This window comes from Hymenobacter sp. BT559 (assembly GCF_017571525.1).
GTDB classification, from domain to species: Bacteria; Bacteroidota; Bacteroidia; order Cytophagales; family Hymenobacteraceae; genus Hymenobacter; species Hymenobacter ginsengisoli.
In genome coordinates, this window is the sequence record NZ_JAGETY010000008.1 from 62,626 (window position 1) to 87,150 (window position 24,525).

Below are 24,525 nucleotides of genomic sequence, written 5' to 3' on the forward strand. Positions count from 1 at the left end.
TTGTCCGTTATGGCCCAATCTACCACTTTGCAGCCCAGCGCTGCCTCCGCCGCCTATACCGATGCCCCGCGCACCGGTACCTGGGATGGTGGCAACGAACCCTTCAAGGCAAGCTATGGCAAGCTGATGATGTGGTTTTTTCTACTGTCGGATACCTTCACCTTCGGGGCGTTTCTGACGGCCTACGGCCTGATTCGTCACAAGCACGGGGTGTATACGGGCGCTGCCAAAGACTTTTTCTTCAGCACTGCGCACTGGCCCATTCCTGAGAAGGTATTTAATTCCTTCCCTGGTATGCACGGGGTAGACTTGCCGCTGGCTTTCGTGGCCCTGATGACAATGATTCTCATCTTCAGCTCCGTGACCATGGTGTTGGCTGTTGAAGCCGGCCATCGCATGGACAAGGCTGACGTGCAGAAGTGGTTGCTCTGGACCATCCTCTTTGGCTCGATGTTCCTTAGCAGCCAGGCTCTTGAGTGGACGCACTTTATTGGGGGCGAAGGCCCTGGCACGCGCATGGCCGACGGCACTATCATGCACGGCGCCAACCTGGCTGTGAATCAGTATGGCCCGCCGCTGTTTGCCGACTTGTTTTTCTTTATCACGGGCTTCCATGGCACCCACGTATTCTCGGGCGTGTGCCTACTGGTATGGTGCTTTATTGCTACTACCAACGGTACTTTTGAGAAGCGCGGCCACTACGAAATGATTGAGAAAATCGGCCTCTACTGGCACTTCGTAGACTTGGTGTGGGTATTCGTCTTTACGTTCTTCTACCTCGTTTAATTCGTTGATTGTCGATTGCTGACTGACGAAGTCACTTATCAATCAACTCCCAACAATCAGCAACTACCCTATGTCTTCGCACGCTGCCCCCGAACACGGCGCCTTCACCGGCGAAATTGCCAAGCCAAATACTGCTTGGATTTGGAAAACCTTCTGGGTTTTGGTTATTATCACGGCCGTCGAGTTTGCCATCGCGTTCAGCATGACGTCGCCAGGCTTGCGCACTGTCCGGAACTCCATCTTCATCGTAATGACGATTTTGAAGGCGTTCTTTATTGTAGGCGAGTTCATGCACTTAAAGCATGAAGTGAAGAGCCTCATCTGGACTATCCTGGTGCCAACGGCACTGCTAGTGTGGCTGGTAGTGGCGCTCGTTACTGAAGGCTCTTACGTGGGCGAGGTACTGTCGCACATGTTCAGCCGCTAGGGTAGAGGATGCGACCACGCCAGACCATCTTGCTGGGCCTGCTGCTGCTGGTGCCGGTACTGGCGTTCTTGTTTCTCTATGGCTTCGGCCGCAACCATTACGCGCTGCCAACCTACTTGCCCGAGCGGTCGGACTCGGTCCGTACCCCGGCAGGAGGGTGGCAGCGCGATACTGTTTTTCACCGGGTGCGCCCTTTTTATATGCGCATGGTAAGTGGCCGCTCACTAGTAAGCACCGACGTGAGCAAAGACCTGTGCATAGTGCAGTTTTATGCGCCGGGTGAGGCTGGTGAAGCGGCCAGCCGGGCATTGGCCCGCCTGCAAGAGCGTTTTCGGCCCGAGCCGCGAGTAAGACTCTTGACCCTGATGCCAACCGAGGGCACTACTGCTGCTACCGACACGAAGCTTGAAAAGCTTGGGGAACAATACGGCACCATTGCAGGCAAATGGGTAATAGGAGCAGCGCCGGTAGACACGCTACGGCGGCTAGCGCAATATGAGTTTGGGCAAACTGCCCTGCGGCCCGAGCATTTTCCTTTCCGGCCCGCTACTGAGCCGGGGAACCTCTTGCCTGGCCGCTTGTTGTTGGTTGATAAAGCCCAGCATGTGCGCGGCTACTATGACGCCACCGACAAGTACGAAGTCGAGCGCCTTATTACCGAAGTCAACGTTTTGCTCTATACTTATGACAACCGCCGCTGAGCAGCTGCACCCGCCCGTGCTGGAGCCGGGCGATTATACCAAGTATAAAATTATCCTGGGTACACTCGGCGTGGTAGTGCCGCTGCTGGTAGCAGTACTGTTTTATTACCACGGCCTTTTCCGCATTGAAGGCGCCGATGCCTACCTACGTAAGCTACCTGCTGTAAACGCGGTTCTGAATTCGCTGACGGCTGCGGCGCTGCTGGTAGGCTTCTACTTTATCCGGCAAAAAAATGTGCTGGCGCACCGCGCCGCCATGGGCACTGCTTTTGCGCTAGGGGGGCTGTTTCTGGTTTCCTACGTGGCCTACCATTCGCAGGTGGCCAGCACGCATTTTGGGGGTGCCGGGGTGGTACGGGGAATCTACTTTCTGCTGCTATTATCTCATATCAGCCTGGCGGCCGTGACGGTGGCCCTGGTGTTGTTTACCCTCTATTTTGCCCTCACTGGGCAATACACCAAGCATAAGCGCATCGCCCGCTGGACGTTTCCTATCTGGCTCTACGTATCAATTACGGGCGTTATCGTGTATTTTATGATTGCGCCGTATTACCCGGCGGGCTAGCCGAACATTCTGACTTACTGACCGTTTTGTATTTATGAGAAAGCTATTTTTTGCCTTGTTTCTTAGCCTATTCACGCTAGGCTCGCTGCTGCCTGCTCAGGCGCAATGCGTAATGTGCAAAAGTCAGGTAGAAGCGGCGCGTGCCGAGCGCGACGACTACGATGTAGCAGGACTCAACAAGGGCATTGTGTACATGATGACCGTGCCCTACATCCTGATGGGCGCGGTAGGCTTTTTCTGGTATCGCCGCACGCACCCTAAGCGTCCGGCCGACCACCAGGCCTAAGCGCGAGGCTTATTTCCCGAAGTAAGTAGACCGTCGGCATTGTGCAGCGCACCGTGCCGACGGTTTTTGTATTTTCGGCTGGCTAAGGCTGATTTTAGCCCTAGCTTGCAGAAAGCTGGCCGGCGCAACTCTTGCGGCGCGGCCCCACGTAGGAGTTTGCAGCTTTGTCTCTTTTTCAAGAATCTCGTTTTTCGGTGGCTAGCCGGTGGCCAATGGCGTTGCTGCTATTGGCCTTGCTAAGCTTTGGTGCGAGCTGGCTGGCCAATACTTACTGGCAGCTTCCGGGCACTAACCCCTTGTATCCGAGTGCGGCACGCCTACAGAAGCTGGTGAACCAAGCTGCCAGGCGGGCAGGCCGCGAAACCCAGCAGGTGGCGCTGGAAAGCCAACCACCCGCCGCGCCCAATTTCCGGCGGCTACTGGCGCAGTGCTCTTATCCCACCTTTGTAGCCATTGATAGCCAACTGGTAGCGTGGTCGGCCTCGGGGCCGGCTCCCACAGCGGCCGAGCTAGCCGACACGGTTTCGGAGCGGCTGTCGCAAACGACGCTAGGTGAATTTCTGACGGTGCGGCGGAAGGTGGGGCGGGTAGTGATACTGACTTATGTACCGCTGGCCCGCCGCTACGGCATCAGCAACCGCTACCTGCGCGAAGGCGCCGAGCCGGCCTTGCTGCAAGGCATGGAGGTGCAGGTGCGCGCCACCCCAGTGCAGCCCCGCGAAACGCACGGGCTGGTAGCAGCTTTGGTCGATACTCAGGGGCGTTACTTGTTTTCGGTGGTGCAGCTACCGGGCGATGCCCTTACGGGGCGCATTCTGCCACTGGTGCTGCTGGTGCTGGGCATTGGGTTTTATACCGTGGGCTGGCTGGGCCTGGCGTACCGCTGGTGGCAAAGTGGCCGCGTGGCCCTCGCTATTGCGGTGCTGGCCGGCACGCCGCTGGTATTGCGGCTGGTACTGCTGTACCTGGGCCTGCCGTATGTGTGGCTCGAAATTCCGCTCTTCGACCCCCGCATCTACGCCGTGTCAGGCTGGGCACCGTCGCTGGGCGACTTGCTGCTCAATGGCTTACTAGCTGCGCTGCTGGCTGCATTGTCGGTAGTAGTGAGCCGGCACTACAAGCTGCCGGCGCGGGCGCAGCGGGCCGAGGCCGGCACCTGGGGCGTTCCTGCCCTGCTAGGCCTGCTGCTTACGGTGGCCGCGCTGCACAGCTATTACAGCAGTGCGTTTAGCAATAGTCAGCTCAGCTTGGATATTACCCAGAGTATGCAAATGAGCGGCTTTCGGCTGGTGCTGCTGCTGGCGGTGCTGCTGCACACGGCGGCCTTTGCCACAGGCTTTTACCTCTGGACCGAACTGCTGGCTCCAGACCTGCGCCGGCTGCCCCGGCGGCCACTGCTGCTGGGTGGCCTGCTCGTGGCCCTGCTGCTGCTGGCCCAGGGCGTGCTGCTGCACGAAATGATGCTACTGCTGCCCGGCATGACCATCTTGTGCCTGCTGCTGATGCGCAGCGGCAAGCTCGAAAAGCGCGCCACGCAGGGTGGCCCGCGCTATTTGCTGCTGCTGCTGTGGTTGAGCCTGGCCTCGGCGGTAGGGGCATTGGCACTCTATGAGCAGTTCGAGCGGCAGCTGCTGCTTGATAAACAACGCTTGGCTAGCAACCTGTTAGTAGACAATGATTTGCAAGGTGAATTTTTGCTAGGCCAGCGTCTGCGCCAGCTGGCCTCCGACCCCACTATTGTGCGCTTGCTCACCAGTACCCCGGTACGCACCGAGGCCGTGCGGCGGCGCATCGAGCGGCAGTATTTGCGCACGTATTTTGATAAGTACGAAGAAGCCATCGACCTCTTTGACCCTAGCGGCGAGCCCGTGGGGGGCGAGGCCGATGACACCCTGACCTTCGACCAAACCCGAATACGACTGTCGCGCATGGCTACGCCTACCGACCAGGCCGGGGTGTACCTACTGAAGTCAGACAATTCCTTTAGCTCGCGGCGTTACGTGGCGGTAATACCCATTACCCAGCCCGCGCCTGGGGGCATCGGGCCGCCCGCGCCGGCCGGTACCATCTTACTTACGCTCAGTCTCAAGCAGCTGGCTAGCTACAGCGTGCTGCCCGAGCTGCTCGTCGACCAGAAGTTCTTCCAGCCCGGCCTAGCTGCCGACCTTAGCTATGCAGGCTATGCCCAAGGCCGGCTCGTGTACAGCGAGGGCGATTTTGACTATGCCAATAACCTGCCGGCCCAGGTGCTACAAGACCCCAGGCTTTTTACCAATGGCTTAATAATAAGTGATTTTCACCACCTAGCCATGCGCGATGGCACAGGGCGGCGCGTGGTAGTTGTCACCACGAGTACCTATTCGCTGTCCGATTGGTTTTCCAATTTCTCCTTTCAACTGCTGCTCAATATGTTGGTGTGGCTGCTGGGGGGCAGTGCCTACCTGCTTGGGCGGCGCAGCGGCCACGGCCTGCGCCTCAACTTTAGCGCTCGTATTCAGCTGCTGCTCAATTTGGGCATTATTGTTCCGCTACTCATCGTGAGCGTAGCCACGGCCAGCCAGGTTATATCGGGCTACCGGCGCGACCTGCACCGCACGTATGAGCGCCGCGGGCACATTGCGCTCGAAAGCCTGCTACACCACCACAACCAGCTCAGCGATACCACAGCCCGCCCAGTGCTCACGGCGCTAGCCCGTAATGTGGCGGCCCTCACCGAAACTGACCTTAACCTCTACGATGCCCGTGGCCAGCTGCTGGTGAGCTCGCAGCCGCTCATTTTTGAGGCCGGCCTGCTAGGGCCCCTGCTCAACCCCCAGGCGATGATAGACCTGCATGAGCGCGGCCTCAACCGCACGCTGCTCACTGAGCAGGCGGGCACGCTCTCATTTAGCTCGCTCTACCTGCCGGTGCGGGCGGCTAGCCCCGAAGGGCCGGCCGGGCCTATTCAGGGCTACGTAGGCATTCCGTTTTTTGACTCGCAAAAAGAGCTGGACAACAAGCTGACCGAGCTCTTTACCACGATTCTCAATATCTCCACGCTCATGTTTCTGGTGTTTCTGGGGCTGGCGGTGGTGGCTACGCGCCAGCTTACGGCGCCGCTTAAGCTGCTCACGCAGCGCCTGATGCGCACCACGCTCACCGGCCAGAACGAGGTGCTCGATTACCGCAGCACCGATGACGAGATTGGCCTGCTCGTGAGCGAGTACAATGCCATGCTCGGCAAGCTGGAGGCGAGCAAGCGCGAGCTGGCCACCCAGGAAAAAGAAGCCGCCTGGCGCGAAATGGCCCGCCAAGTGGCCCACGAAATTAAAAACCCGCTCACGCCCATGAAGCTGAGCCTGCAGTACTTGCAAAAAACCATTGCTGAGCGACGCCCCAATGCTGAGGCGCTGATTGGGCGCATTTCCGAAACGCTCATCACCCAGATTGACGTGCTTTCCGATATCGCTACCTCATTTAGCACGTTTACAAACCTACCTACTATGCGCCCGGCGCGCCTCGACCTGGTGGCCGTGCTGCGCCACTGCGCCGACCTGTTTCGCCAAAACGACGGCGACGAGAGTGGGGCCCTGCACCTGCACTTGCCCCCCGATGGCACCTTCACGGTGTTTGCCGATGAAAGCCTGTTGGTGCGCACCTTCAACAACCTGCTGCTCAATGCCAAGCAGGCTGTGCCGCCCGGCCGCACTCCGCGCCAGGAAATTAGTCTGCAAGCCAGCGCTGCCGACAAGGTGCTGATTACCATCGCCGACAACGGCGCCGGCATTGCCGATGACGTGCGCGACCACGTGTTTCGGCCCAACTTCACCACCAAGGCTACCGGCTCGGGCATTGGGCTGGCCGTGGCCAAGCGGGGCATTGAGAACGCCGGGGGGCGCATCTGGTTTGAAACGGAGGTGGATAGTGGCACAACGTTCTTTATCGAGCTGCCGTTAGCAGGCTAGGGTGGGTTGAGCGAGCAGACCGCATAGTTCACCTTGTTAAAACGGGTGTTCGGCTACCAAGGAGAACTATCTACTAAGCAGCTTGCATCAGTCGCGGGGCTAGTAGTAGCTTTGGTCAGGTTTTAATCCAACTCTTTCCTGCGCTATGACAATTTGTTTTCGTTTACGTGGTGTTCTGGTCTTGCTTGGGCTATTGCTCGGTAGCCTCAGCGCGTCGGCCCAAACAATACTGCCCGCCGACCAGGCCACACTGAGCGTGGCCCAGCGCGCGCAGCGCATGGCTGATTACCTGGCCGATGCCTTACGCCTGAATACCCGCCAGACCGCCAAGCTGCGCGCCGCCGTAGAAAAGCGCCTTGACTCGGCCGATATGCTAGGCCACTTACTGTTTGCTTCGGGGCAGGAAGCATCGTCGGCCTACGAAAATGTGGATTACCGCTACTACGCCGATATGGGTAAAGTGCTTACGCCCACGCAGTTTCATCAGCTTTTGCAGCTCGACGAGCCCGTGGCCCCGGCCGATGCCCCCGTGGTGGTGCAGCGCCACTAGCCTCTTTTTAGCGCAAAACCCCAATAGAAAGGCGGGGGAAGAAGCAGCCCCGCGGCGCTTCTTCCCCCGCCTTTCTATTGGCCCCGGGCAGGCACCAAACCGGACTGGCGGAGCGTTGTGCTGCCGCTGCTGCCGAACTTTACACTATGACCCAACGCTACCGCCTATGCTGTGCCTTTGTGGCCTTGCTGCTGGCGGCGGTGTTTGGGTTGGGGCCAGCTGCGTGGGCGCAGCAGCCAGGGCAGCCTACGGCACCAGCCTTAGCGCCCGCACCTATTGCGGCACCAAAGGCCACCGCCGAGCCCGCCCCGCCCAGCAGCCGGCGCTGCCGCTACCTGCGCCTGACCCTGGGCCACGACACGACCACCTTTGCCCTGCACGATACGCTGACTGTGGTGCCGGCCTCCGTCACGGCCACCGGCCGGCCGGTGCGCTACGACCCGCGCCTCGACCGCTACCTGCTGGTGCAGCCCGTGCGGCGCGACAGCAGCGGCGCAGCCCTACCCGACTCGGTGCTGCTCTGCTACCGCGTGCTGCCGGTGCAGCTGGGGCTAGCCCGCTACCGCCGCCCGCGCCGCCTCATGGACAGCCTCGACTTCCGCGACCGGCCCATGCTGCGCTACGAAGATTTTTCGCAGAAAGAGCAGATTCTCAGCACACCAGGCATCAATAAGACCGGTAATCTGAGCCGGGGTATTTCCTTTGGCAATACGCAGAACGTGTTTGTGAACTCGGCGCTGAACCTGCAGCTTGAAGGGCAGCTGACCGAGAAAATCCGCCTTACGGCCGCCATCTCGGACCAGAACGTGCCCTTCCAGCCCGAGGGTAATACCCAGACGCTCCAGCAGTTCGACAAAATCTACATCACCCTTACCGGCCCGCAGTGGAACCTGACGGCGGGCGACGTAGTGCTGCGCAACAAGCCCGACTACTTTTTGCGCTACTACAAAAACATCCAGGGCGCGGCCGTGGAGGCCAACCTGGGCGCACCCGGTCCGCAGCCGCTGCAAGCTGGTACCACCAACAACAGTGTCAGCAACGCGCCTCCCTCGTCGTTTACGACCTATACTAACGGCGTGACCAACAACAGCGCCGCGCCGCCCGGCACGGCCACCGCGCCGCTAGCCCCGCCTACCACGGCCGTGCCGCCCGGCCAGCCGCTGCCCGGCGCGCCGGCGCTGCCTAGCGGTACGGGCTCGGTTACGATTCTGGATAAGCTCGGCCAGATTCGCTCCTCGACCCTGGTGGCGGGCGGCGTAGCCAAGGGCAAATTTGCCAGCATCGACCTCAAGCCGCTCGACAACGTGCAGGGCCCGTACCGCCTCACGGGGCCCAATGGCGAGCAGTTTATCATCGTGCTGGCGGGTTCGGAGCGCGTGTACCTCGATGGCCGCCTGCAAACGCGGGGCTTTGATTACGACTACGTTATCGACTATAACCTGGCCGAAATTACGTTTTCGCCCCGCCACCTCATTACCAGCAATACGCGCCTGAAGGTCGATTTTGAGTATTCGGACCTCAACTATGCCCGCTCGCTTTACACGGTGAGCCACTACCAGCAGGTGGGCAAGCTGAATCTGCGCGGGAATTTTTACCAGGAATCGGACAACCCCGACAACGCGGCCAACCTTACGCTCTCTTTCCAGGACCAGCAGCTCTTGCGCGGGGCCGGCAACGTGAGCTTGGTGCAGGCCCCGGGTGCCGACTCGGCCGTATTCAACCGCACTTTGGTGCAATACCACCGCGTGGCCCGCACCGACCCTAGCACTGGCCAGCGGGTATATGCCTTTGAGTACGCAACCGATTCGCTTAGAGGCGTGTACACCGTGCGCTTTACGGACGTGGGCGCGGGGCAGGGCGATTATAGCTTGAGCACCACCAACGTAAATGCCAACGGCCGCGTGTACCAATACGTGGGCACGAGCCTGGGCCGCTACAAGGCCGTGCGCATCTTGCCCACGCCGCTGCTCAAGCAGATGGCTACCGCCGGCGCTACGTATCAGCTTGACCCCACGGCCGCCGTGTTTGTAGACCTGGCTAGCTCCCAATTGCAGCGCAACCGCTTTGCGGTGGGCACCGAAGACAAGGGCCAGGCCATGCGGCTAGGGTACACGGTGCAAGACCGGGCCTTGCCCGCGTGGGCACCCGCCGCTATGCGCCAGTACCGCCTGCGCTCGGCCCTCGACTATGAGTACACCGCGCCCAAGTTTGCGCCCATCGACCGCTACCGCGACATCGAGTTTGACCGCAACTGGAGCGCCGCCAGCACCGCCAACGCCACTACCACCGACGCCCGCGAGGACAACATCTTCAACTTTGCGCTAGGCCTTACCCGCGATGTAAACCACGCCATCAACTACCGCGTGAGCCGCCGCTATCGGCCCGGCGAAGTAAGCGGGGTGCAGCAGTGGCTCGACGTGGCCCAGCAGGTGGGCCGGCTAGAAGTGCGCGGCTCACTGTTCTTGCTCAACTCGCAGGCCGGACGATTTCATTCTGATTGGGCCAGAGGGGAGGGCAGCGTACGCTACGGCGGCGGGCGGCTTATTCCGAGCTACACCTATCGCTTTGATAAAAACCGGGTTATCTCGCCGCGGGGCGATACCATCCGCTCGGCCAACTATTTCGACGAGCACACGCTGGCCCTGCAAAGCCCCGACACCGGCCGCACCCGCTACAGCCTGAGCTACGCCCTGCGCCGCGACCGCACGCCCACCGCCGACCAGAACAACCTCGACCTGCACAACCAGTCGCAGACCGTGCAGGGCAGCCTCATCACGCGCCTGAGTCGCACCCAGGATTTGCGCCTCATCGCTACTTACCGCGACGTGAACCTGGTGAGCCGCCCCGACAGCGCCCGCCAGCGCAACCTGCTCGGCAAGCTCGACCACAACCTGGGCCTGCTCCAAAACCAGATTCGCTCCGAGCTGAGCTACAGCGTGCAAACCGGCCGCGAGCTGCGCCGCGATTTTTCTTTCTTGGCCGTGCCCGCCGGCCAGGGCACGCACTACTACGCCGGCGATTTAAATAAGAACGGGGTGCAGGACAAAGACGAGTTTTTGGAAGCTCAAACGCCGGATGCCCAGTACCGTACCTACATCAAGGTGTACCTACCCACCGCCGACTACATTATCGCCTACCAGAATCGCCTCAGCTACCGCCTCACCGTGAACGCCCCGCGTGGCTGGCGCGAGGCCGGCGCCTGGCGCGCTGCGCTAGCCCGCCTCAGCAGCGTGAGCAGCGTGACCGTGGACCGCCGCACCACTAGCGACGACCTGCTAGCCCGCCTCAGCCCCTTCAGCTTTGCCAAGGGCGATGACAAGCTGCTGGCCTTTAACCAGCTACTCCGCAATACGCTGTACTTCAACCGCGCCAATCCTATTTTCGGCGCCGAGCTCACCGTGCAGCAAACCCAGCAGAAAACCTTGCTCACCCAGGGCTTCGACCTGCGCAACCTCGCTACCCAAAGCCTGCTACTGCGCCGCACCCTGGCGCAGTCGTTCACGGGTCGCCTCACCACGGCCCGCGACATTCGCGAGGCCCAAACCACGTACTCTACGGCTCGCAACTTCAAGCTGCTTATCTACACCGCGCAGCCCGAAATCAGCTACCAGCCCAGCCCAGCGCTGCGCCTCACCGGCTCGCTGCTGCATACCAGCAAGATGAATATCCTGGCTTCCCGCGATGCCGATGCCAGCGGCACCTTCGATGACCTAGGCTTCGAAACCCGCGTGAGCCAGGTCAGCAAGCGCACGCTCACGGCGGCCACGCACGTCACCAGGGTGGCGTTCGAGGGCGATGTATCGTCGGTAGTAGGCCTCGAAATCCTGCAAGCCCTGCGCCCCGGCACCAACTACACCTGGAACCTGAACCTAGAGCAGCGACTAGCCAACGGCTTAAATATCAACGTAGCCTACGATGGCCGCAAAGCCAGCGGGCTAGGGGTAGTGCACACCGGCAGGATGCAGGTGGCAGTGTTGTTTTAGGAAAACAGGGTTGCAAATTGCAGAAACTCAGCTAGGGTACTAACTTGGAAACCCTTTCGCCACTGAGGCAAAGGGTTTTGCCCATGATTGCCTTCTTCCTCAACGACCAGCCCATCCACACCACCGAGCCGGCGGGCAGTGCCCTGCTCGACTTCGTGCGCTACCACGAGCACCTCATGGGCACCAAAATCGGCTGCCGCGAGGGCGACTGCGGCGCCTGCACCGTGCTCGTGGGCGAGCTAGGGGCAGATGGCCAACGCATTGCCTATCAAAGCATGACGAGCTGCCTCACGCCGCTCGGCAACGTGCACGGCAAGCACGTGGTCACGGTAGAGGGTATCAACCAGGCTAGCGGGCAGCTCACGCCGGTGCAGCAAGCCATCGTGGACCATAACGGCGCGCAGTGCGGCTTCTGCACGGTAGGCTTCGTGATGTCGCTCACCGGCCACAGCCTGGCCGAAAAGCCCGCTACCGCGCAAAGTACCCGCGCCGCCATCGACGGCAACATCTGCCGTTGCACCGGCTACAAGTCGTTGGAGCGCGCCGCTGCCAGCCTCAGCGCCGGGCTAGCCGAGCGGCCCAGCACCGATACCGTAAAGTGGCTGAGTGAAAAGCAGTTCGTGCCCGCTTATTTCGAGCAAATGCCCACCCGGCTGGCTAGCCTCCGCGCCGACACGGCCGCTGCCGAAGCACCCGCCAGCCCTGGCCCGAACGGCCACGCTGCCACCGGTAGCGGCGCCTCGACCTCGCCCAACGGCCACTTCCAAAGCCAGAATGGCCACGACAGCGGTCATTTTCCGCACGCGAGCCACCCGCTGCTGAGCGGGGGCACCGACCTGCTGGTGCAGCGCCTCGACGAACTGCGCCAGCAGCCCGTGCGCCTGCTCTTCGACCACGGCCCGCGCGGCGTGCGCCACGAGGGCGGCCGTGTAGTGCTGGGCGCTGCCACCACGGCTAGCCAACTGCTGGAGTCGGAGGTGATGCGTGGCTTGCTGCCCCGCCTGCCCGAATACCTGAAATTGGTATCGAGCACGCCCATCCGCAACATGGGTACCGTGGCCGGTAACTTCGTAAATGCCTCGCCCATCGGCGATTTAACCATCTTATTTTTGGCGCTGGGCGCTGAGGTGACGCTAGCCAACGCAGCTGGGGCTAGCCGCTCGCTGCCGCTGACTAGCCTCTACCTGGGCTACAAAAAGCTGGCAAAAGCCACCGATGAGCAGGTAACCGAAATCAGCTTCCCGGCGCCGCAGGCTGGCGATTTTTTCAACTTTGAGAAAGTATCCAAACGCACCCACCTCGACATTGCCAGCGTGAATACCGCTGCCTGGCTGCGCCTTGAAAACGGTGTCATCACGGCCGCTAGGCTCTCAGCCGGTGGGGTAGGGCCAGTGCCGCTGCTGCTGGCCCGCACCGGCGAGTACCTGCTGGGCCGCGAGCTGAGCGCCGAAACCGTAGCCGGTGCCAATGAAGTCATGCAGGAAGAAATCAGCCCCATCAGCGACGTGCGCGGCACGGTGGCTTATAAGCGCTTGCTGCTGCGGCAGCTGCTGTTTGCTCATTTCCTGCGTTTCGCGCCGAAAATGACCCTGGCGGAGTTGGTATAAACTAAATTCCAGATTCCGTTTGTCATGCTGAGCTTGCGAGGCATCTTGTCAGGTTCGCACGAGCCGTTCAACCGTGATAAGATGATTCCTTCGTCAGCATGACAAACGTGAAACGAGAAGCATCTAAAAAGCCATGAACCACCTCGACCCCCAGCGCCATGTGCGCGGCGAATCGCAGTACCTCGATGATGTGCCCGTGCAGCAGGGCACGCTCTACGCGGCCGTGTACGAGTCGCCGCTAGCCCATGGCATCTTGCGGAGCCTTGACTTGGAAGCCGCCCAAAAGGCGTCGGGCGTGGTGCGCATTCTCACGGCTGCCGACATTCCGGGCCAAAATCAAATCGGCGGCATCGTGCCCGACGAGCCGCTGCTGGCCGAGGGCCACGTGCACTTTCGCGGGCAGCCGGTGGCGCTGGTGCTGGCCCGCAGCGAGGCGCAGGCGCACGCCGCGCTCAAGCTTATCACGGCTGATATCGAGCCGCTGCCTATCATCACCGACCCGCGCCGGGCCGCGGCGCAGGGCGAGCTAATCGTGCCGCCGCGCACCTTCCGCATCGGCGACTCGGCCGGCGCGTTTGCGCAGTGCGAGTACGTGTTTGCCGGCGTGGCCGAGAGTGGCGGGCAAGAGCATTTGTACATTGAAACGCAGGCAGCGTATGCGTTTCCGACCGAGCTGGGTGGGGTCAAAATCATTTCTTCGACCCAGGGGCCGACGGCCGTGCAGCGGCACTGCGCCGTGGTGCTGGGCGTGGGCATGCACCAGGTAGAGGTGGACGTGACGCGGCTAGGGGGCGGCTTTGGCGGCAAGGAAGACCAGGCCACGCCCTGGGGCTGCCTGGCCGCGCTAGGGGCGTTTTTAGTCAAAAATCCGGTGAAGCTCGTGCTTGACCGCATGGCCGACATGCGCATGACCGGCAAGCGCCACCCGTACTCGTCCGACTTCAAAATTGGGCTGAGCGCTGACCTGAAAATTCTGGCCTATGAGGTAATGTATTACCAGAATGCGGGCGCGGCGGCCGACCTCTCGCCGGCCGTGCTGGAGCGCACGCTCTTCCACACCACCAACGCCTACCACATCCCTAATGTGACGGCCACGGCCTACTCGTGCCGCACCAACCTGCCGCCCAATACGGCCTTCCGGGGCTTCGGCGGGCCGCAGGGCATGTTCGTGATTGAGTCGGCTATCACCAAGGCGGCCGAGGAGCTGGGGTTGAAGGCTAGCGACATCCAACGCCGCAACCTGCTGCGCGAGGGCGACCTGTTTCCGTACCGCCAGGCGGCCGAGGGCTGCCACGCCGAGCAGGCCTGGGACACGGCCGCCAGCCTGTTTGACCTGGCTGGCCAGCGGGCCGCCGTGGCGAAATACAATCTGGAAAACCAGCTGTTTAAGAAGGGGCTAGCCCTGATGCCCATCTGTTTTGGCATCTCGTTCACCAAGACCTTCATGAACCAGACGCGGGCCTTGGTGCACATTTATACCGATGGCTCGGTGGGCATCAGCACCGGCGCGGTGGAGATGGGGCAGGGCGTGAACACCAAAATCGCGCGGGTGGCGGCCACTACGCTGGGCATTTCGATTAACCGCATCAAAATTGAGAGCACCAACACCACCCGCGTAGCCAATACCTCGCCCAGCGCCGCCAGCGCCACCGCCGACCTCAACGGCAAGGCCACCCAGCTAGCCTGCCTAGCCCTGCGCGAGCGCCTGCTACGCCACGCCAGCACCGAGTTTCAGGTTGATTACGAAGGCATCACAATAGAAGATGAGCAGGTGCTGGCCGCCGGTATCCCGGCCGAAACTACTTGGGAAAAACTGGTGAGCAGCGCCTTCGTGCGGCGCGTAGCCCTCACCGAAAATGCCCACTACGCCACGCCCGGCGTGCATTTTGATGCCAGCGTGGAGCAGGGCCACCCGTTTGCCTACCACGTGTATGGCACGGCCCTCACCACGGCCACCGTCGATTGCCTGCGTGGCACCTACACCATCGACAGCGTGCAAATTGCCCACGACTTCGGCCAGAGCTTCAGCCCGGCCATCGACCGCGGCCAGATTGAGGGCGCCGCCGTGCAGGGCATCGGCTGGATGACCCTGGAGGAAGTGAGCTACAACGACGAAGGCCGCCTGCTCAGCAACTCGCTCAACAGCTACAAGATACCCGACCTCTACTCGGCCCCCGCCGTGCTCGACGTGCACTTCCTCGATACGCCCGGCCACCCCAACGCCATCCTGCGCTCCAAGGCCGTGGGCGAGCCGCCGCTGATGTATGGCATCGGCGCCTACTTCGCCCTGCGCGATGCGGTGCGAGCCTTCCAGCCCGGTGGGGTGCTGCCGCTGGTGGCGCCCATGACGCCCGAGCGCGTGCTCGGTGGGTTGTATCCCGAACTGGTAGCGCAGCTAGCCAGCTCGGCGGTAGCTGGCTGAGCGGAGGCTAGTGCGGCGCGGGCTCGCGCTGCGAGCAGCGCGTGAGGCAGCGTAACCACCGGGGCCGCCAGCAGGGCCGGGCAAGGAGTACGGCCCGCTCGCCGCAGACTAAGCACCGGGTACAATGTGGGCAGCAGGGGCACGGGCAGCCTAGCCGTGACATGGCGCCGGTTCGGAGTTTGGCCAAAGCGCAACCGGGGTGGGAAAGAGGAGGGCAGGCGCCTTAATGGGTTTCTGTTGAAATCGCTGGTGCGCTAGCAAAATAGGTAAGAATTTGAGTTGATTTTGTGGTAAAGCGGTTCAGTATAAGGTACTTGATTTGCTGGTTCATATTATTTATGTTTGCCCTGACCGCGTGTCGTTCGTCGGCTTGCGGCACCTTCACCCTCTTTCTACTTTTATGCACCCTTCCTCAACTTACCGGTTTGGCCGCTGGGCGGCGTTTCTCTTATTAGCGGTCAGCGTAGTGCTGGGCAGCACTGCTACCTCGCCTAAAACCCCGCCGCGTGCCATGGCTACTACCGGTCAAACCGTGTGGGTTGTTTTGACGCCGGTGAAGGCGGACAAACGTGCGCAGTACGAGCGGTTCATCAACGAGATTTTCTGGCCCTGCGCGGCCAAAGTGGGAACGGCCGACCAGCAGGCCTTTCGCCACACGCGGGTGCTTAATCCCACCAAGCCCCAGGCCGACGGCACCTACGTCTACCTGTTCATCATGGACCCTGTGCAGAAAGGGTCCGACTACGACGTAGAAAACCTGCTGAAGAAAGCCTACGGCGCCGAAAAAGCCACGGCGTACTATAAGCTTTACACAGAAAGTATGGCGGGCGAACAGAAAGTTTATGCCAGCACCCAAACGCAGTACTAGGCTTGCCGCCTAGCAAACGGGCTTTACACTACATGGGCCACTAAAAAAGGCTTCTCATCACGAGAAGCCTTTTTTAGTGGTTGGTAATCTGCCTGCGCAACTAGGCCCCTTTGGCCCGGCGGCGCCCTTGCAGAATGCGGTAGAACGACCGGGTTTCGATTTCCTCAACAGTGAGGCCGGTGGGCACGATGTCTTCTTCCGAGATGGCGCCGCAGTTCAGGGCTTTGAGGAAGAAGTTGAGCAGGCCCTGGCCGGTGGCAGCATCGTCGAAGATATCGCCGGTGAGCGTCGAGATGGCCGCCCGGTCCACGAAGGTTTTGAGGCGGTGCACGGCACCTTCATAGCTGCTGAGGAAGAAATTGTAGGTGGCGGCGTAGCGCATGGGCAGCTGTGCGGGGTTTAAGTCCCAGCCTTGGTAAAGGCCGCCGATGAGCGAGTGCATGGTGTGGCCGTAGGCCTGGCGCCAGCCACTGTGCACGGCTTCCTGGTTTTCGCGCTGCTGCGCAAACGTCAGGTGCTCGCCGCGGTGCGGGCCGATGGGCATCACGTTAGTAGCGCCGTCGCTGAGGAAGATGCCGGTGCCGCCGAGCGCCACCTTGGTCATGTGGTGGGCAAAGTCGCAGACGGGGTGCGCCATGGTCTGGTACTTGGCCGTGATGCCGGCCGAGGCCGTGTAGTCGTAGGTGCCGAAGTGCGCCGCAATGCAGCGCCCCTCGCTAGCCCGGATAATGCGCATCAAGGGGTTGCGGCCCTCGTCGTCCATCACAATCTGGGTGGCCTCTACCATCGTTTCCATCTTCAGGGTGCCGGGCGCCAGGTGGTTGGCCTTTTCGAGCAGCTCGAAGAAGCGCACCATCGTGGTCATCTGCTCGGGGATGGTCACCTTAGGCAGCATCACCACAAAGTTGGAAGGCAGCTTGCCGCCAGTGGCTTCGAGTAGGGTGGTCAGGAAGATGTCGAGCGTGCGCACGCCGCGCGCCTTCAGGTCTTCGGTGAAGGGCTTGATGCGAATGCCGATGAAGGGCGACAGGGTACCCTGGGCCATGCCCTTGGCTACTTCGTGGGCGGCCTGCACGGCGGTGGTGTCTTCCTCGGCGTCGGGCCGGTTGCCGAAGCCATCCTCAAAATCGATGCGGAAATCTTCGACGGCCTCGGTTTTGAGCTTCTGCACAATCTTGTTATAGACGGTGTAGGCTAGCCAGGCGGGCTCCTGGCGGCGCTGGTCGGCGGGCAGCTTGTCGAGGTAGTCGGTGAGGTCGTGGATGTCTTTTTCGAGCGTGGGCAGGTGCTCGTGGCCGGCTAGCCCCAGCACCCTAGCCAGCTCCACAAAATTGGGGGCGTAGGTCTGGAGGTTGCGCAGGGCAATTTCGCCCATCCGCACGCAGGTATCGGCCTTGAAGAGGTTGGCGCCGCCATACACAGTGTGCACGGGCTGGCGGTCGGGCCGGTCGCCGGGGTAGGTGTGCTGAAAGCGCTGGTTGGCTTCGCCGAGCTGGTCGAGCAAAGCGGTTTTATCGGAGTCCTGGAGGCTGAGTTTCATAAAAGGAAGGGAATTGCTAGCGTTCACGAGCCACGGTAGGTGCTGTAGCCAAAGGGATTGAGCAGCAGCGGTACGTGGTAATGGGCCGCGTCGGCCACGGTAAAACAGATTTCAACGAAGGGATAAAAATGCGTCAGACCGTCGCGCTCGAAGTATTCCTGGGTGAAAAATTTGAGCTTGTAAACGCCCGGAGCCAGGATTTTATCGTTGGGCAATAGGCCGGGGAGGCGGCCGTCGGCATTGGTGGTGCCGCGCGCCAGCTCGCGCCAGTCATCGCCGTTGGGCTCGTAGAGCGCGATGGCAACGCCCGCCGCCGGGCGGCCCTTGGTGGTGTCGAGAATATGGGTGGTGAGCTGGCTCATGCGAGTAGTTTTTCGAGGCGCAAGCGCGTGATTTTAGCCTGCTCGCCCATCGCAACGTGGATTTCCTGGCTAGGGTCGTTTGGCAGCCGCGCTTGCAGCAAAGCCAACATTTCATCGGCCGACTTGCCAGTGGCGCACACAATGAAGATGTAGCCAAACTTGCGCTCGTAGGCCTCATTGCCAGCCGCTAGGGCCTCCAGCGTGGCTTGCGAAGCCTGGCGCACGGCGCCCTGTTCGCCGGCTGCCCAGGTGGCCGTGCTGGCAAACTTCTCCTTCAACGCATTCACATCACCGATTTTCGGGTGGTGCGAAAACGCCTCGCGCCAGTCAGCTTCGGTGAGGTTGTACCAGGTGCGCTCGGCTGCTTCGTAGAGCGCAGTTGCGGAGTCGAAAGGAAACTGCTCGTTTAGGGTAGTTACCCAGGCCGTGGCACCGCAGCAGGTGGCTAGGGCCTCGGCACGGGCAGCGGGTGTGAGCGCGTTAAGGTCAGAGAGGGTCATTTATTCTGTTGTAGTGCTTTAGCAATTCTTCTTTCGCCCTTTCCAAAGTTCTTGCAAAGCCACTCAGATTGAGGCTGATAGATTCATGGCCGGGGTTAATGCGTGGGTCAGCTGAAAAACTGACACTAAACCCTCCTTTTTCAGTGTCAACATCACATATGGAGTAGTCATTGAAATAGACCTCTGCGTGCAAGTACTTGGTATCAGGGTCACTGGCTAAGTCAAAGTGTAGTCCTTTAGGTGATGTATAGGCCATATAAATACTCTATATCGCTGTCGGGAAGCGGTTGACGTTCTTGTAATAGATGTACACCGACGGCTCCTTGCCGATGCTAGCGGCCCACTGCTGGCAAAAGGGTGCCATCCAGATAGAATCGCCCTTTTGTACCGGGTACCACTGCTGGTCAAGCATATAAATGGCTTTGCCCTGCAAATAGAGCAGGACGTGCTCCATGATGTGCGTCTCCACCATCGGCAGGTTGCCGCCGGGCTGGTAGGTGAAAATGTTGATGGCCATGTCGAAGCCCAACTCATTGGGCAGCAGCTCCTGGATGCGGAGCGCCTCGTCGTTCATATAAACGGGGGCCTTGCTGTCGTCCTTTTCGCCCCAGCACACGCTGGGGGTGGCGTAGCCGGCCAGCGGCTCGTACACCTTGTGGAAGGTGAGGAGCTGCGTGCCCGCTGTAGGGTTTTTGAAGGTATAGCTCTGACCGATAGGCACGTACACAAACTTGCCTGCCGTCAGGATGCGGCTGTCGTCGCCGATGGTGGCCTGCACCTGGCCCTGCACCACGTAGAAAAAAATCTGGCTAGCCTCGGTGGCGCCCGTTAGCTGGCCAGCATCGGTGAGGGTGACGAGCGTTTGGCAGAGCCGGGCGCCCATCTGCTCGTTGATGATGACATTGACGGTGCAGCCCGTCCAGCCTGGCACGTTGCTGTTGATGTATCCATCGGGCGCGATAATGGCGTGGTTGCGCCGCACGACGGAGCGGGTAGTAGAGCCTAGTTCCATGAGGTGGGAGGGGCGAAAGAGGATGGGAGAATCGTAAAAATCGCTTGTCGAGAAAGTATAAAAATCACTTGTCATTGCGAGCGCAACGCAATGGAGCGCGGCAATACTCCCTTCACGCTAGAAGTACTATACCTAGTGCCGAGGACGACAAGAAGAGATTGCCGCGCTCCACTGCGTTGCGCTCGCAAGGACAGGTGATTTAGCTGTGCTTGTTTTTCAGTTCAACCAGAAACCGCTCGGCTACTTCCAGCGCGGCGGCCACGTCGGCCGCCTCCACGTTTTCCAAGGGGTTGTGGCTGATACCTTTGTAGCAGCGGATGAACGCCATGGTAGCCGGCGCCACGGCCGAGGCAGGCACAGCATCATGGCCGGCGCCGCTCACCAGGCCATCTACTTCGTAGCCGCTGGCCGCAATGGCGTGGCCGAGCAGGCGGTTCAGCTCGCGGTCGCAGGCCACGGGCGCGGTGTACTGCACCAGCTCCCAGCTTAGCCCTAGCCCGCGCCGGGCGGCGATGGCTTCAGCCCGAGCCTGCAAGTCGGTGTAGGCAGTGGCGAGCTGGCCGGCATCGGGGCTGCGCAGGTCGAGGCTGTGGATTGCCTGACCGGGAATGACATTGCTGGCCGAATATGGAATACGCAGCTGGCCCACCGTAGCCACCAGGCCCCGGCCGTGCGCCAGCGCGAAGGCTTCGGCCGCGAGCACAAACTCGGCGGCGGCGGCCAGCGCATCCTGGCGCATGGGCATGGGCACGGTGCCAGCATGGCCGGCCATGCCGGTCCAGGTCAGCTCCACGCGCTGCTGGCCGGCAATGGCCGTGACCAGCGCAATCGGCACCTTGCTTTCCCACAGTACCGGCCCCTGCTCTATGTGCAGCTCGAAGTACCCTAGCCACTCCTCGGCGGGTAGGGCATCGGCGGCGAGGCTAGCGGCATTGCCACCCATGTCGGCAATGGCCTGGGCCAGCGTGATGCCGTCGGCATCGGTGCGTTGCAAAAGCGCGGGCTCGAAGGCGCCGGTTACCACCTTGCTACCCAAGTAAGTGGTGTGAAAGCGCACCCCTTCCTCGTCGCTAAAGGCCATCAGTTCCAGGTGAAACGGTAGCTCAATGTCTTGCTGAATAATGCTTTCTACCAAGTTGAGGCCCATAAGAACCCCTAGCGGGCCGTCGTACTTACCTGCATTCACTACGGTATCGATGTGCGAGGCCAGCACGAAGGTTTTGGCGCCCGGCCGGGGGCTAGCCAGTCGCCCGCGCAAGTTGCCTATGCCATCGAGCCGCGTTTCGAGACCAGCCGCTTCAAACCAGCTCTGCACCAGGTCGCGGCCGCGCAAAAAGGCCGGCGTGCCAAACCGCCGCGTGACGGTAGCGCCCGTGGCGTCTTCGCTGATGGTGGCCAGCTCATCGATGCGGCTGAGAATGTGCGTGGTGCGGGTGTGATAGTCAGTCATTAGAAGAATAGCAAAAAACGTAGCGCGAAGCAGAAGCTTCGCGCTACCGGGGCCAAATCGCAAATATGCGCGGCTAGCGGCTTAGCAGCTGCCCGTGGTTGAGATGCAAAAAATCGGGGTGGCGGAAAACCTCCTCACCGGCTAAAAAAGTGTGCGTGACTACGCCGGCCAACTCGCGCCCCAGGTAGGGTGACACCTTGTGGCGGTGGTGCAGCAGCGCCTCCGTCACGGTAAACTTCTCATCGGCCGCCAGCACCAGTAGGTCGGCGTCGTAGCCTTTGCTAATCTGGCCTTTGTAGTGCAATTGACCGATGAGACGGGCAGGGTTTTGGCTGAGCCAGCGGGCCAGGTCGGGTAGCGTGGCGCCGCGCTCGCGGGCGGCCGTCCAGAGCACGGGCAGGGCTAGCTGCAATGACGCGATACCGCCCCAGGCAGTGGCAAAATCGCCGCTGGTTAGCTGCTTGAGCGCGGGCGGGGCGGGCGAGTGGTCGGTAGCCACGAAGTCGATGAGGCCGCTTTGCAACGCCTGCCACAGCTGCTCATTATTGGCCCGCTCCCGAATGGGCGGCGCGCACTTAAACTGCGTTTGGCCGTCGACGATGTCTTCGGCATTGAAGAAGAGATAATGCTGGCCGGTTTCCACCGTCAGGGGCAAGCCCTGGGCCTTGGCTTCGGCAATGGGGGCTAGCGAGTTGGCCGACGACAGGTGCACGATGTGCACCGGGCAGCGGTACTCGGCGCAGAGCCGAATCATCAGCTTTATCGCCTCGTCTTCCCAGCTTTTGGGGCGCGAGGCCAGGTAGTTGGGGTAGGAGCGGGTGTCGCCTTTCTTCCACTCGTCATTGTCTTGGGAAAGCTCGCAGTGCACCAGCAGCGGCAGGCCGTGGCTAGCCAGCAGCGGCATCACGCGGCGCAGGTCGGTCTCGGTGGCATTGGGAAAATCGTCGATGCCCGAATGCGTCAAAAAGGCCTTGAAGCCCAGCACACCAGCGGCTATAAGCGGCTCAATTTCGGCCGCGTTGCCGGGCACGATGCCGCCCCAGAAGCCTACGTTGGTGTGTAGCTGGCCCTGGGTGGCGGCCTGCTTGAGGCGCAGGTTTTCGACCGAAGTGGTAACGGGTGCCGAGTTCAAGGGCATGTCTACCAGCGTGGTAAGGCCACCGGCCAGCGCGGCCCGGGTGCCCGTATCGAAGCCCTCCCAGTCGGTGCGGCCGGGCTCGTTGAGGTGCACGTGCGGGTCGATGACGCCGGGCAGCACCGCCGCGTGGCCAAGGTCGAGCACGGGGCTAGCCACGGCCGCGTCGTAGGGCAGCACATCGGCAATGCGGCCGCCTTGCAGGGCCAGCACGGCCGGGCGCTGGCCCTGGGGCGTCACCACGGCCGTGCTTTTGAGGAATAAATCGGGCATGAGACCAAGAACTACGGTAGCGGCTGGCAACTATATTGCCGCTCTTTTTTTGCCCCGCAATCTACGCGCTATGCCCATTAAACTCGGAGCCAATGCCTACGGCAAAAATGCCGTCAATCTGTCGCGCATTATCCGCCACGGCAGCCACCACGAGTTTCGGCAAGTGTCGGTGAGCGTGCAGCTAACGGGCGATTTCGACGCGGCTCACACGCTGGGCGACAACTCGCTCATCCTGCCCACCGATACCCAGAAGAACACGGTGTATGCGCTGGCCAAGGAGCATTTTACGGGCACCATCGAAGCGTATGGGCTGGTGCTGGCCCGGCACTTTGTGTCGCGTAATCCGCAGGTGCGCAAGGTGCGCATCGAGCTAGTCGAGCACCTGTGGCAGCGCATGGAATTTGACGGGCAGGCCCACCCGCACAGCTTCACGGGCGGCGGCTCCGAAAAGCGCCGCGCCGTGGTAGCGTTAACGGCTGAGTGCACCGCCACTGTGTGGGCCGGCATCAAGGGCCTGATGCTGCTCAAAACTACCGATTCGGCCTTTGTGGGCTATCCCAAAGACGAGTACACGGTATTGCCCGAAACCACCGACCGCATCTTGGCTACCAAGTGCGAGGCTGAGTGGGAGTACACCAGCGCCGACCTCGATTTTGAGTCCCTCTACCAGAAAGTGCGGACTAGCCTCCTGCGCACATTCTCCGAGCATAAGAGCCTTTCGGTGCAGCACACCCTCTACGCCATCGGCAAGAAAATCCTGGAGGAAACGGAAGAGATAAAGGAAATCAGCCTCGTTATGCCCAACAAGCACCACATTCCTTTCAACCTGGAGCCGTTTGGGCAGGCCAATACCAATGAAGTATTTGTGGCGACCGATGCGCCGTTTGGCTACATCACGGGCACGGTGGTGCGGGGGTAATTTACTGAAATAATGCCCGCTACCCCCCGCGACCTGCCCGCCTGGACCCTAGCTGCCGCGGCCCTGCGTGCCGGGCAGCCGGCCGCGCTGCTGTGCGTGGTGCGTAGCGAAGGCAGCAGCCCCGGCCGCCAGGGCTTCAAAATGACAGTGACGGCCGATGCAGTGGCCGGCTCCATTGGCGGGGGCATTATGGAGCACAAGTGGGTGGAGCTAGCCCGCCTGCGCCTGCGTGAGGGCAACTACACGCCGCTGCTGCGCCCGCAGATACACCGGCGCGAGGCGCCAGCCGACCGCTCGGGCATGATGTGCGCCGGCGAGCAGGAAGTGCTGCTGTGGCCGTTGCGGCCCGCCGATTTGCCGGTACTAGCCGCCATTGAGGCCGCCTTGCAGACGGTGGGCGACGGAGCTTGGGAGGTGAGCGAAGCGAACGGCCTGCGGCTAGCCAGCGCCGTACCGGTTGATTTTTATACCTACCAGCCTGGCCCGGCCTGGCGCTACGGCGAGCGGCTGGGCTTTCGCGACCAACTCACGATTGTGGGCGGCGGGCACGTGAGCCTGGCGCTATCGCGCTTGGCTAGCCAGTTGGAGTTTGCTATAACGGTGCTCGACGACCGCGCCGATTTGCCTACGCTAGACGCCAACCATTTTGCCCACCACCGCCAGCGCGTGGCGAGCTACGATACGCTGGTAGTGCCGCCCAGCCCGCATCAGTATGTGGTGGTGATGACGGTGGGCTACCGCACCGATGCCGTGGCCCTACGCCGGCTGCTAGGCCACCCCTACGCCTACCTGGGCGTAATGGGCAGCGCCACCAAAGTAGCCGAGCTGCGCCGGGTGCTGGCCGAAGAAGGATTCTCAGGCGCCGATTTGGCCGGGCTGCGCGGCCCGATTGGCGTGCCAATACATAGCCGCACGCCTGAGGAAATTGCCGTGAGCGTGGCCGCCGAGCTGATTGCGGTGCGCAATAGCCGGTGAGGAACCAGCTGGCTAGGGTTGGTCAGTAGCGGGCCCGGTAGGCGCTGCGTGCTCGGCCGCACTGGCCGCATCCTGCTCGTCCATATCATCAAGTATTTCTTCTTCCTGCCAGATTATCTCCGGATTGAAAAGGCCAGTGAGGGCGGCCATCTCTTCCAGGATGCTGGGCTCGGTACGTGGGTTGGTATCGGGAGGTAGGGGCGAATCGGGTTGCATAGGT

At 61.4% G+C, this 24,525-nt stretch carries 20 protein-coding genes; 13 read left to right on the forward strand and 7 right to left on the reverse strand.

Translation table 11 applies throughout. From position 1 onward, the window contains the following. The first annotated feature begins 9 nt into the window (after positions 1–9). The 11 genes from J4D99_RS12435 to J4D99_RS12485 all read left to right on the forward strand — a co-directional run bounded on the left by J4D99_RS12435 (position 10) and on the right by J4D99_RS12485 (position 16,139). The gene (locus J4D99_RS12435; RefSeq protein WP_208132037.1) at positions 10–786 is read left to right on the forward strand and encodes a cytochrome c oxidase subunit 3; all 777 of its coding nucleotides are present in this window, start codon (positions 10–12) and stop codon (positions 784–786) included. Positions 787–856: 70 nt separating this feature from the next. Then, positions 857–1,213: a cytochrome C oxidase subunit IV family protein gene (locus J4D99_RS12440; RefSeq protein WP_208132038.1), complete on the forward strand. Its 357-nt coding sequence runs from the start codon at positions 857–859 to the stop codon at positions 1,211–1,213. Positions 1,214–1,221: 8 nt separating this feature from the next. Beyond that, positions 1,222–1,914 (forward strand): hypothetical protein, encoded by a 693-nt coding sequence (locus tag J4D99_RS12445; protein ID WP_208132039.1) that lies wholly within the window; start codon positions 1,222–1,224, stop codon positions 1,912–1,914. Next, on the forward strand, positions 1,898–2,479 hold the full coding sequence (locus tag J4D99_RS12450) for a DUF420 domain-containing protein (RefSeq protein ID WP_208132040.1): 582 nt from the start codon (positions 1,898–1,900) through the stop codon (positions 2,477–2,479). The genes J4D99_RS12445 and J4D99_RS12450 overlap by 17 nt, the downstream gene beginning before the upstream one ends. 34 nt (positions 2,480–2,513) lie before the next feature. Continuing rightward, positions 2,514–2,765, forward strand: coding sequence for a CAMCR motif-containing small membrane protein (locus tag J4D99_RS12455; RefSeq protein ID WP_208132041.1), 252 nt, complete (start codon positions 2,514–2,516; stop codon positions 2,763–2,765). Between the two features lie 212 nt (positions 2,766–2,977). Next, the gene (locus J4D99_RS22325) at positions 2,978–6,709 is read left to right on the forward strand and encodes a sensor histidine kinase (protein WP_208132042.1); all 3,732 of its coding nucleotides are present in this window, start codon (positions 2,978–2,980) and stop codon (positions 6,707–6,709) included. A gap of 145 nt (positions 6,710–6,854) precedes the next feature. After that, positions 6,855–7,259 (forward strand): hypothetical protein, encoded by a 405-nt coding sequence (locus tag J4D99_RS12465; RefSeq protein WP_208132043.1) that lies wholly within the window; start codon positions 6,855–6,857, stop codon positions 7,257–7,259. A gap of 146 nt (positions 7,260–7,405) precedes the next feature. After that, positions 7,406–11,242, forward strand: coding sequence for a DUF8818 domain-containing protein (locus J4D99_RS12470; RefSeq protein ID WP_208132044.1), 3,837 nt, complete (start codon positions 7,406–7,408; stop codon positions 11,240–11,242). Positions 11,243–11,325: 83 nt separating this feature from the next. Beyond that, on the forward strand, positions 11,326–12,849 hold the full coding sequence (locus tag J4D99_RS12475; protein WP_208132045.1) for an FAD binding domain-containing protein: 1,524 nt from the start codon (positions 11,326–11,328) through the stop codon (positions 12,847–12,849). 133 nt (positions 12,850–12,982) lie between these two features. Then, positions 12,983–15,271 carry a xanthine dehydrogenase molybdopterin binding subunit gene (locus J4D99_RS12480; protein WP_208132046.1) on the forward strand — a complete coding sequence of 763 codons (2,289 nt, stop codon included), beginning with the start codon at positions 12,983–12,985 and terminating at the stop codon, positions 15,269–15,271. A 400-nt stretch (positions 15,272–15,671) separates the two neighbouring features. Then, the gene (locus J4D99_RS12485) at positions 15,672–16,139 is read left to right on the forward strand and encodes a hypothetical protein (protein WP_236018644.1); all 468 of its coding nucleotides are present in this window, start codon (positions 15,672–15,674) and stop codon (positions 16,137–16,139) included. Positions 16,140–16,239: 100 nt separating this feature from the next. Here J4D99_RS12485 and J4D99_RS12490 read toward each other — a convergent pair whose 3' ends face one another. The 6 genes from J4D99_RS12490 to allB form a co-directional block, all read right to left on the reverse strand. Then, a complete protein-coding gene (locus tag J4D99_RS12490) occupies positions 16,240–17,679 on the reverse strand; it encodes a DUF6986 family protein (protein ID WP_208132047.1) in 1,440 nt (479 codons plus the stop codon). A 23-nt stretch (positions 17,680–17,702) separates the two neighbouring features. Continuing rightward, positions 17,703–18,041, reverse strand: a complete 339-nt coding sequence (uraH, locus tag J4D99_RS12495; RefSeq protein WP_208132048.1) for a hydroxyisourate hydrolase — start codon at positions 18,039–18,041, stop codon at positions 17,703–17,705. Further along, complete coding sequence (gene uraD, locus J4D99_RS12500) at positions 18,038–18,541, reverse strand: 2-oxo-4-hydroxy-4-carboxy-5-ureidoimidazoline decarboxylase (protein ID WP_208132049.1); 504 nt, start codon at positions 18,539–18,541, stop codon at positions 18,038–18,040. Before uraD ends, uraH begins: the two co-directional genes overlap by 4 nt. Before the next feature lie 265 nt (positions 18,542–18,806). Beyond that, positions 18,807–19,553 (reverse strand): (S)-ureidoglycine aminohydrolase, encoded by a 747-nt coding sequence (gene allE / locus J4D99_RS12505; protein ID WP_208132050.1) that lies wholly within the window; start codon positions 19,551–19,553, stop codon positions 18,807–18,809. 199 nt (positions 19,554–19,752) lie between these two features. Beyond that, complete coding sequence (locus tag J4D99_RS12510) at positions 19,753–21,003, reverse strand: Zn-dependent hydrolase (RefSeq protein WP_208132051.1); 1,251 nt, start codon at positions 21,001–21,003, stop codon at positions 19,753–19,755. 73 nt (positions 21,004–21,076) lie between these two features. Then, positions 21,077–22,411: an allantoinase AllB gene (gene allB, locus J4D99_RS12515; protein WP_208132052.1), complete on the reverse strand. Its 1,335-nt coding sequence runs from the start codon at positions 22,409–22,411 to the stop codon at positions 21,077–21,079. Between the two features lie 70 nt (positions 22,412–22,481). Between allB and pucL the strand changes: the two genes are divergently transcribed. Then, positions 22,482–23,330, forward strand: a complete 849-nt coding sequence (pucL, locus tag J4D99_RS12520; protein ID WP_208132053.1) for a factor-independent urate hydroxylase — start codon at positions 22,482–22,484, stop codon at positions 23,328–23,330. A gap of 12 nt (positions 23,331–23,342) precedes the next feature. Continuing rightward, a complete protein-coding gene (locus J4D99_RS12525; RefSeq protein WP_208132054.1) occupies positions 23,343–24,305 on the forward strand; it encodes an XdhC family protein in 963 nt (320 codons plus the stop codon). A gap of 12 nt (positions 24,306–24,317) precedes the next feature. Here the strand turns inward: J4D99_RS12525 and J4D99_RS12530 are convergent, their stop codons facing one another. Beyond that, a complete protein-coding gene (locus tag J4D99_RS12530; protein WP_208132055.1) occupies positions 24,318–24,521 on the reverse strand; it encodes a hypothetical protein in 204 nt (67 codons plus the stop codon). Positions 24,522–24,525 lie beyond the last annotated feature (4 nt).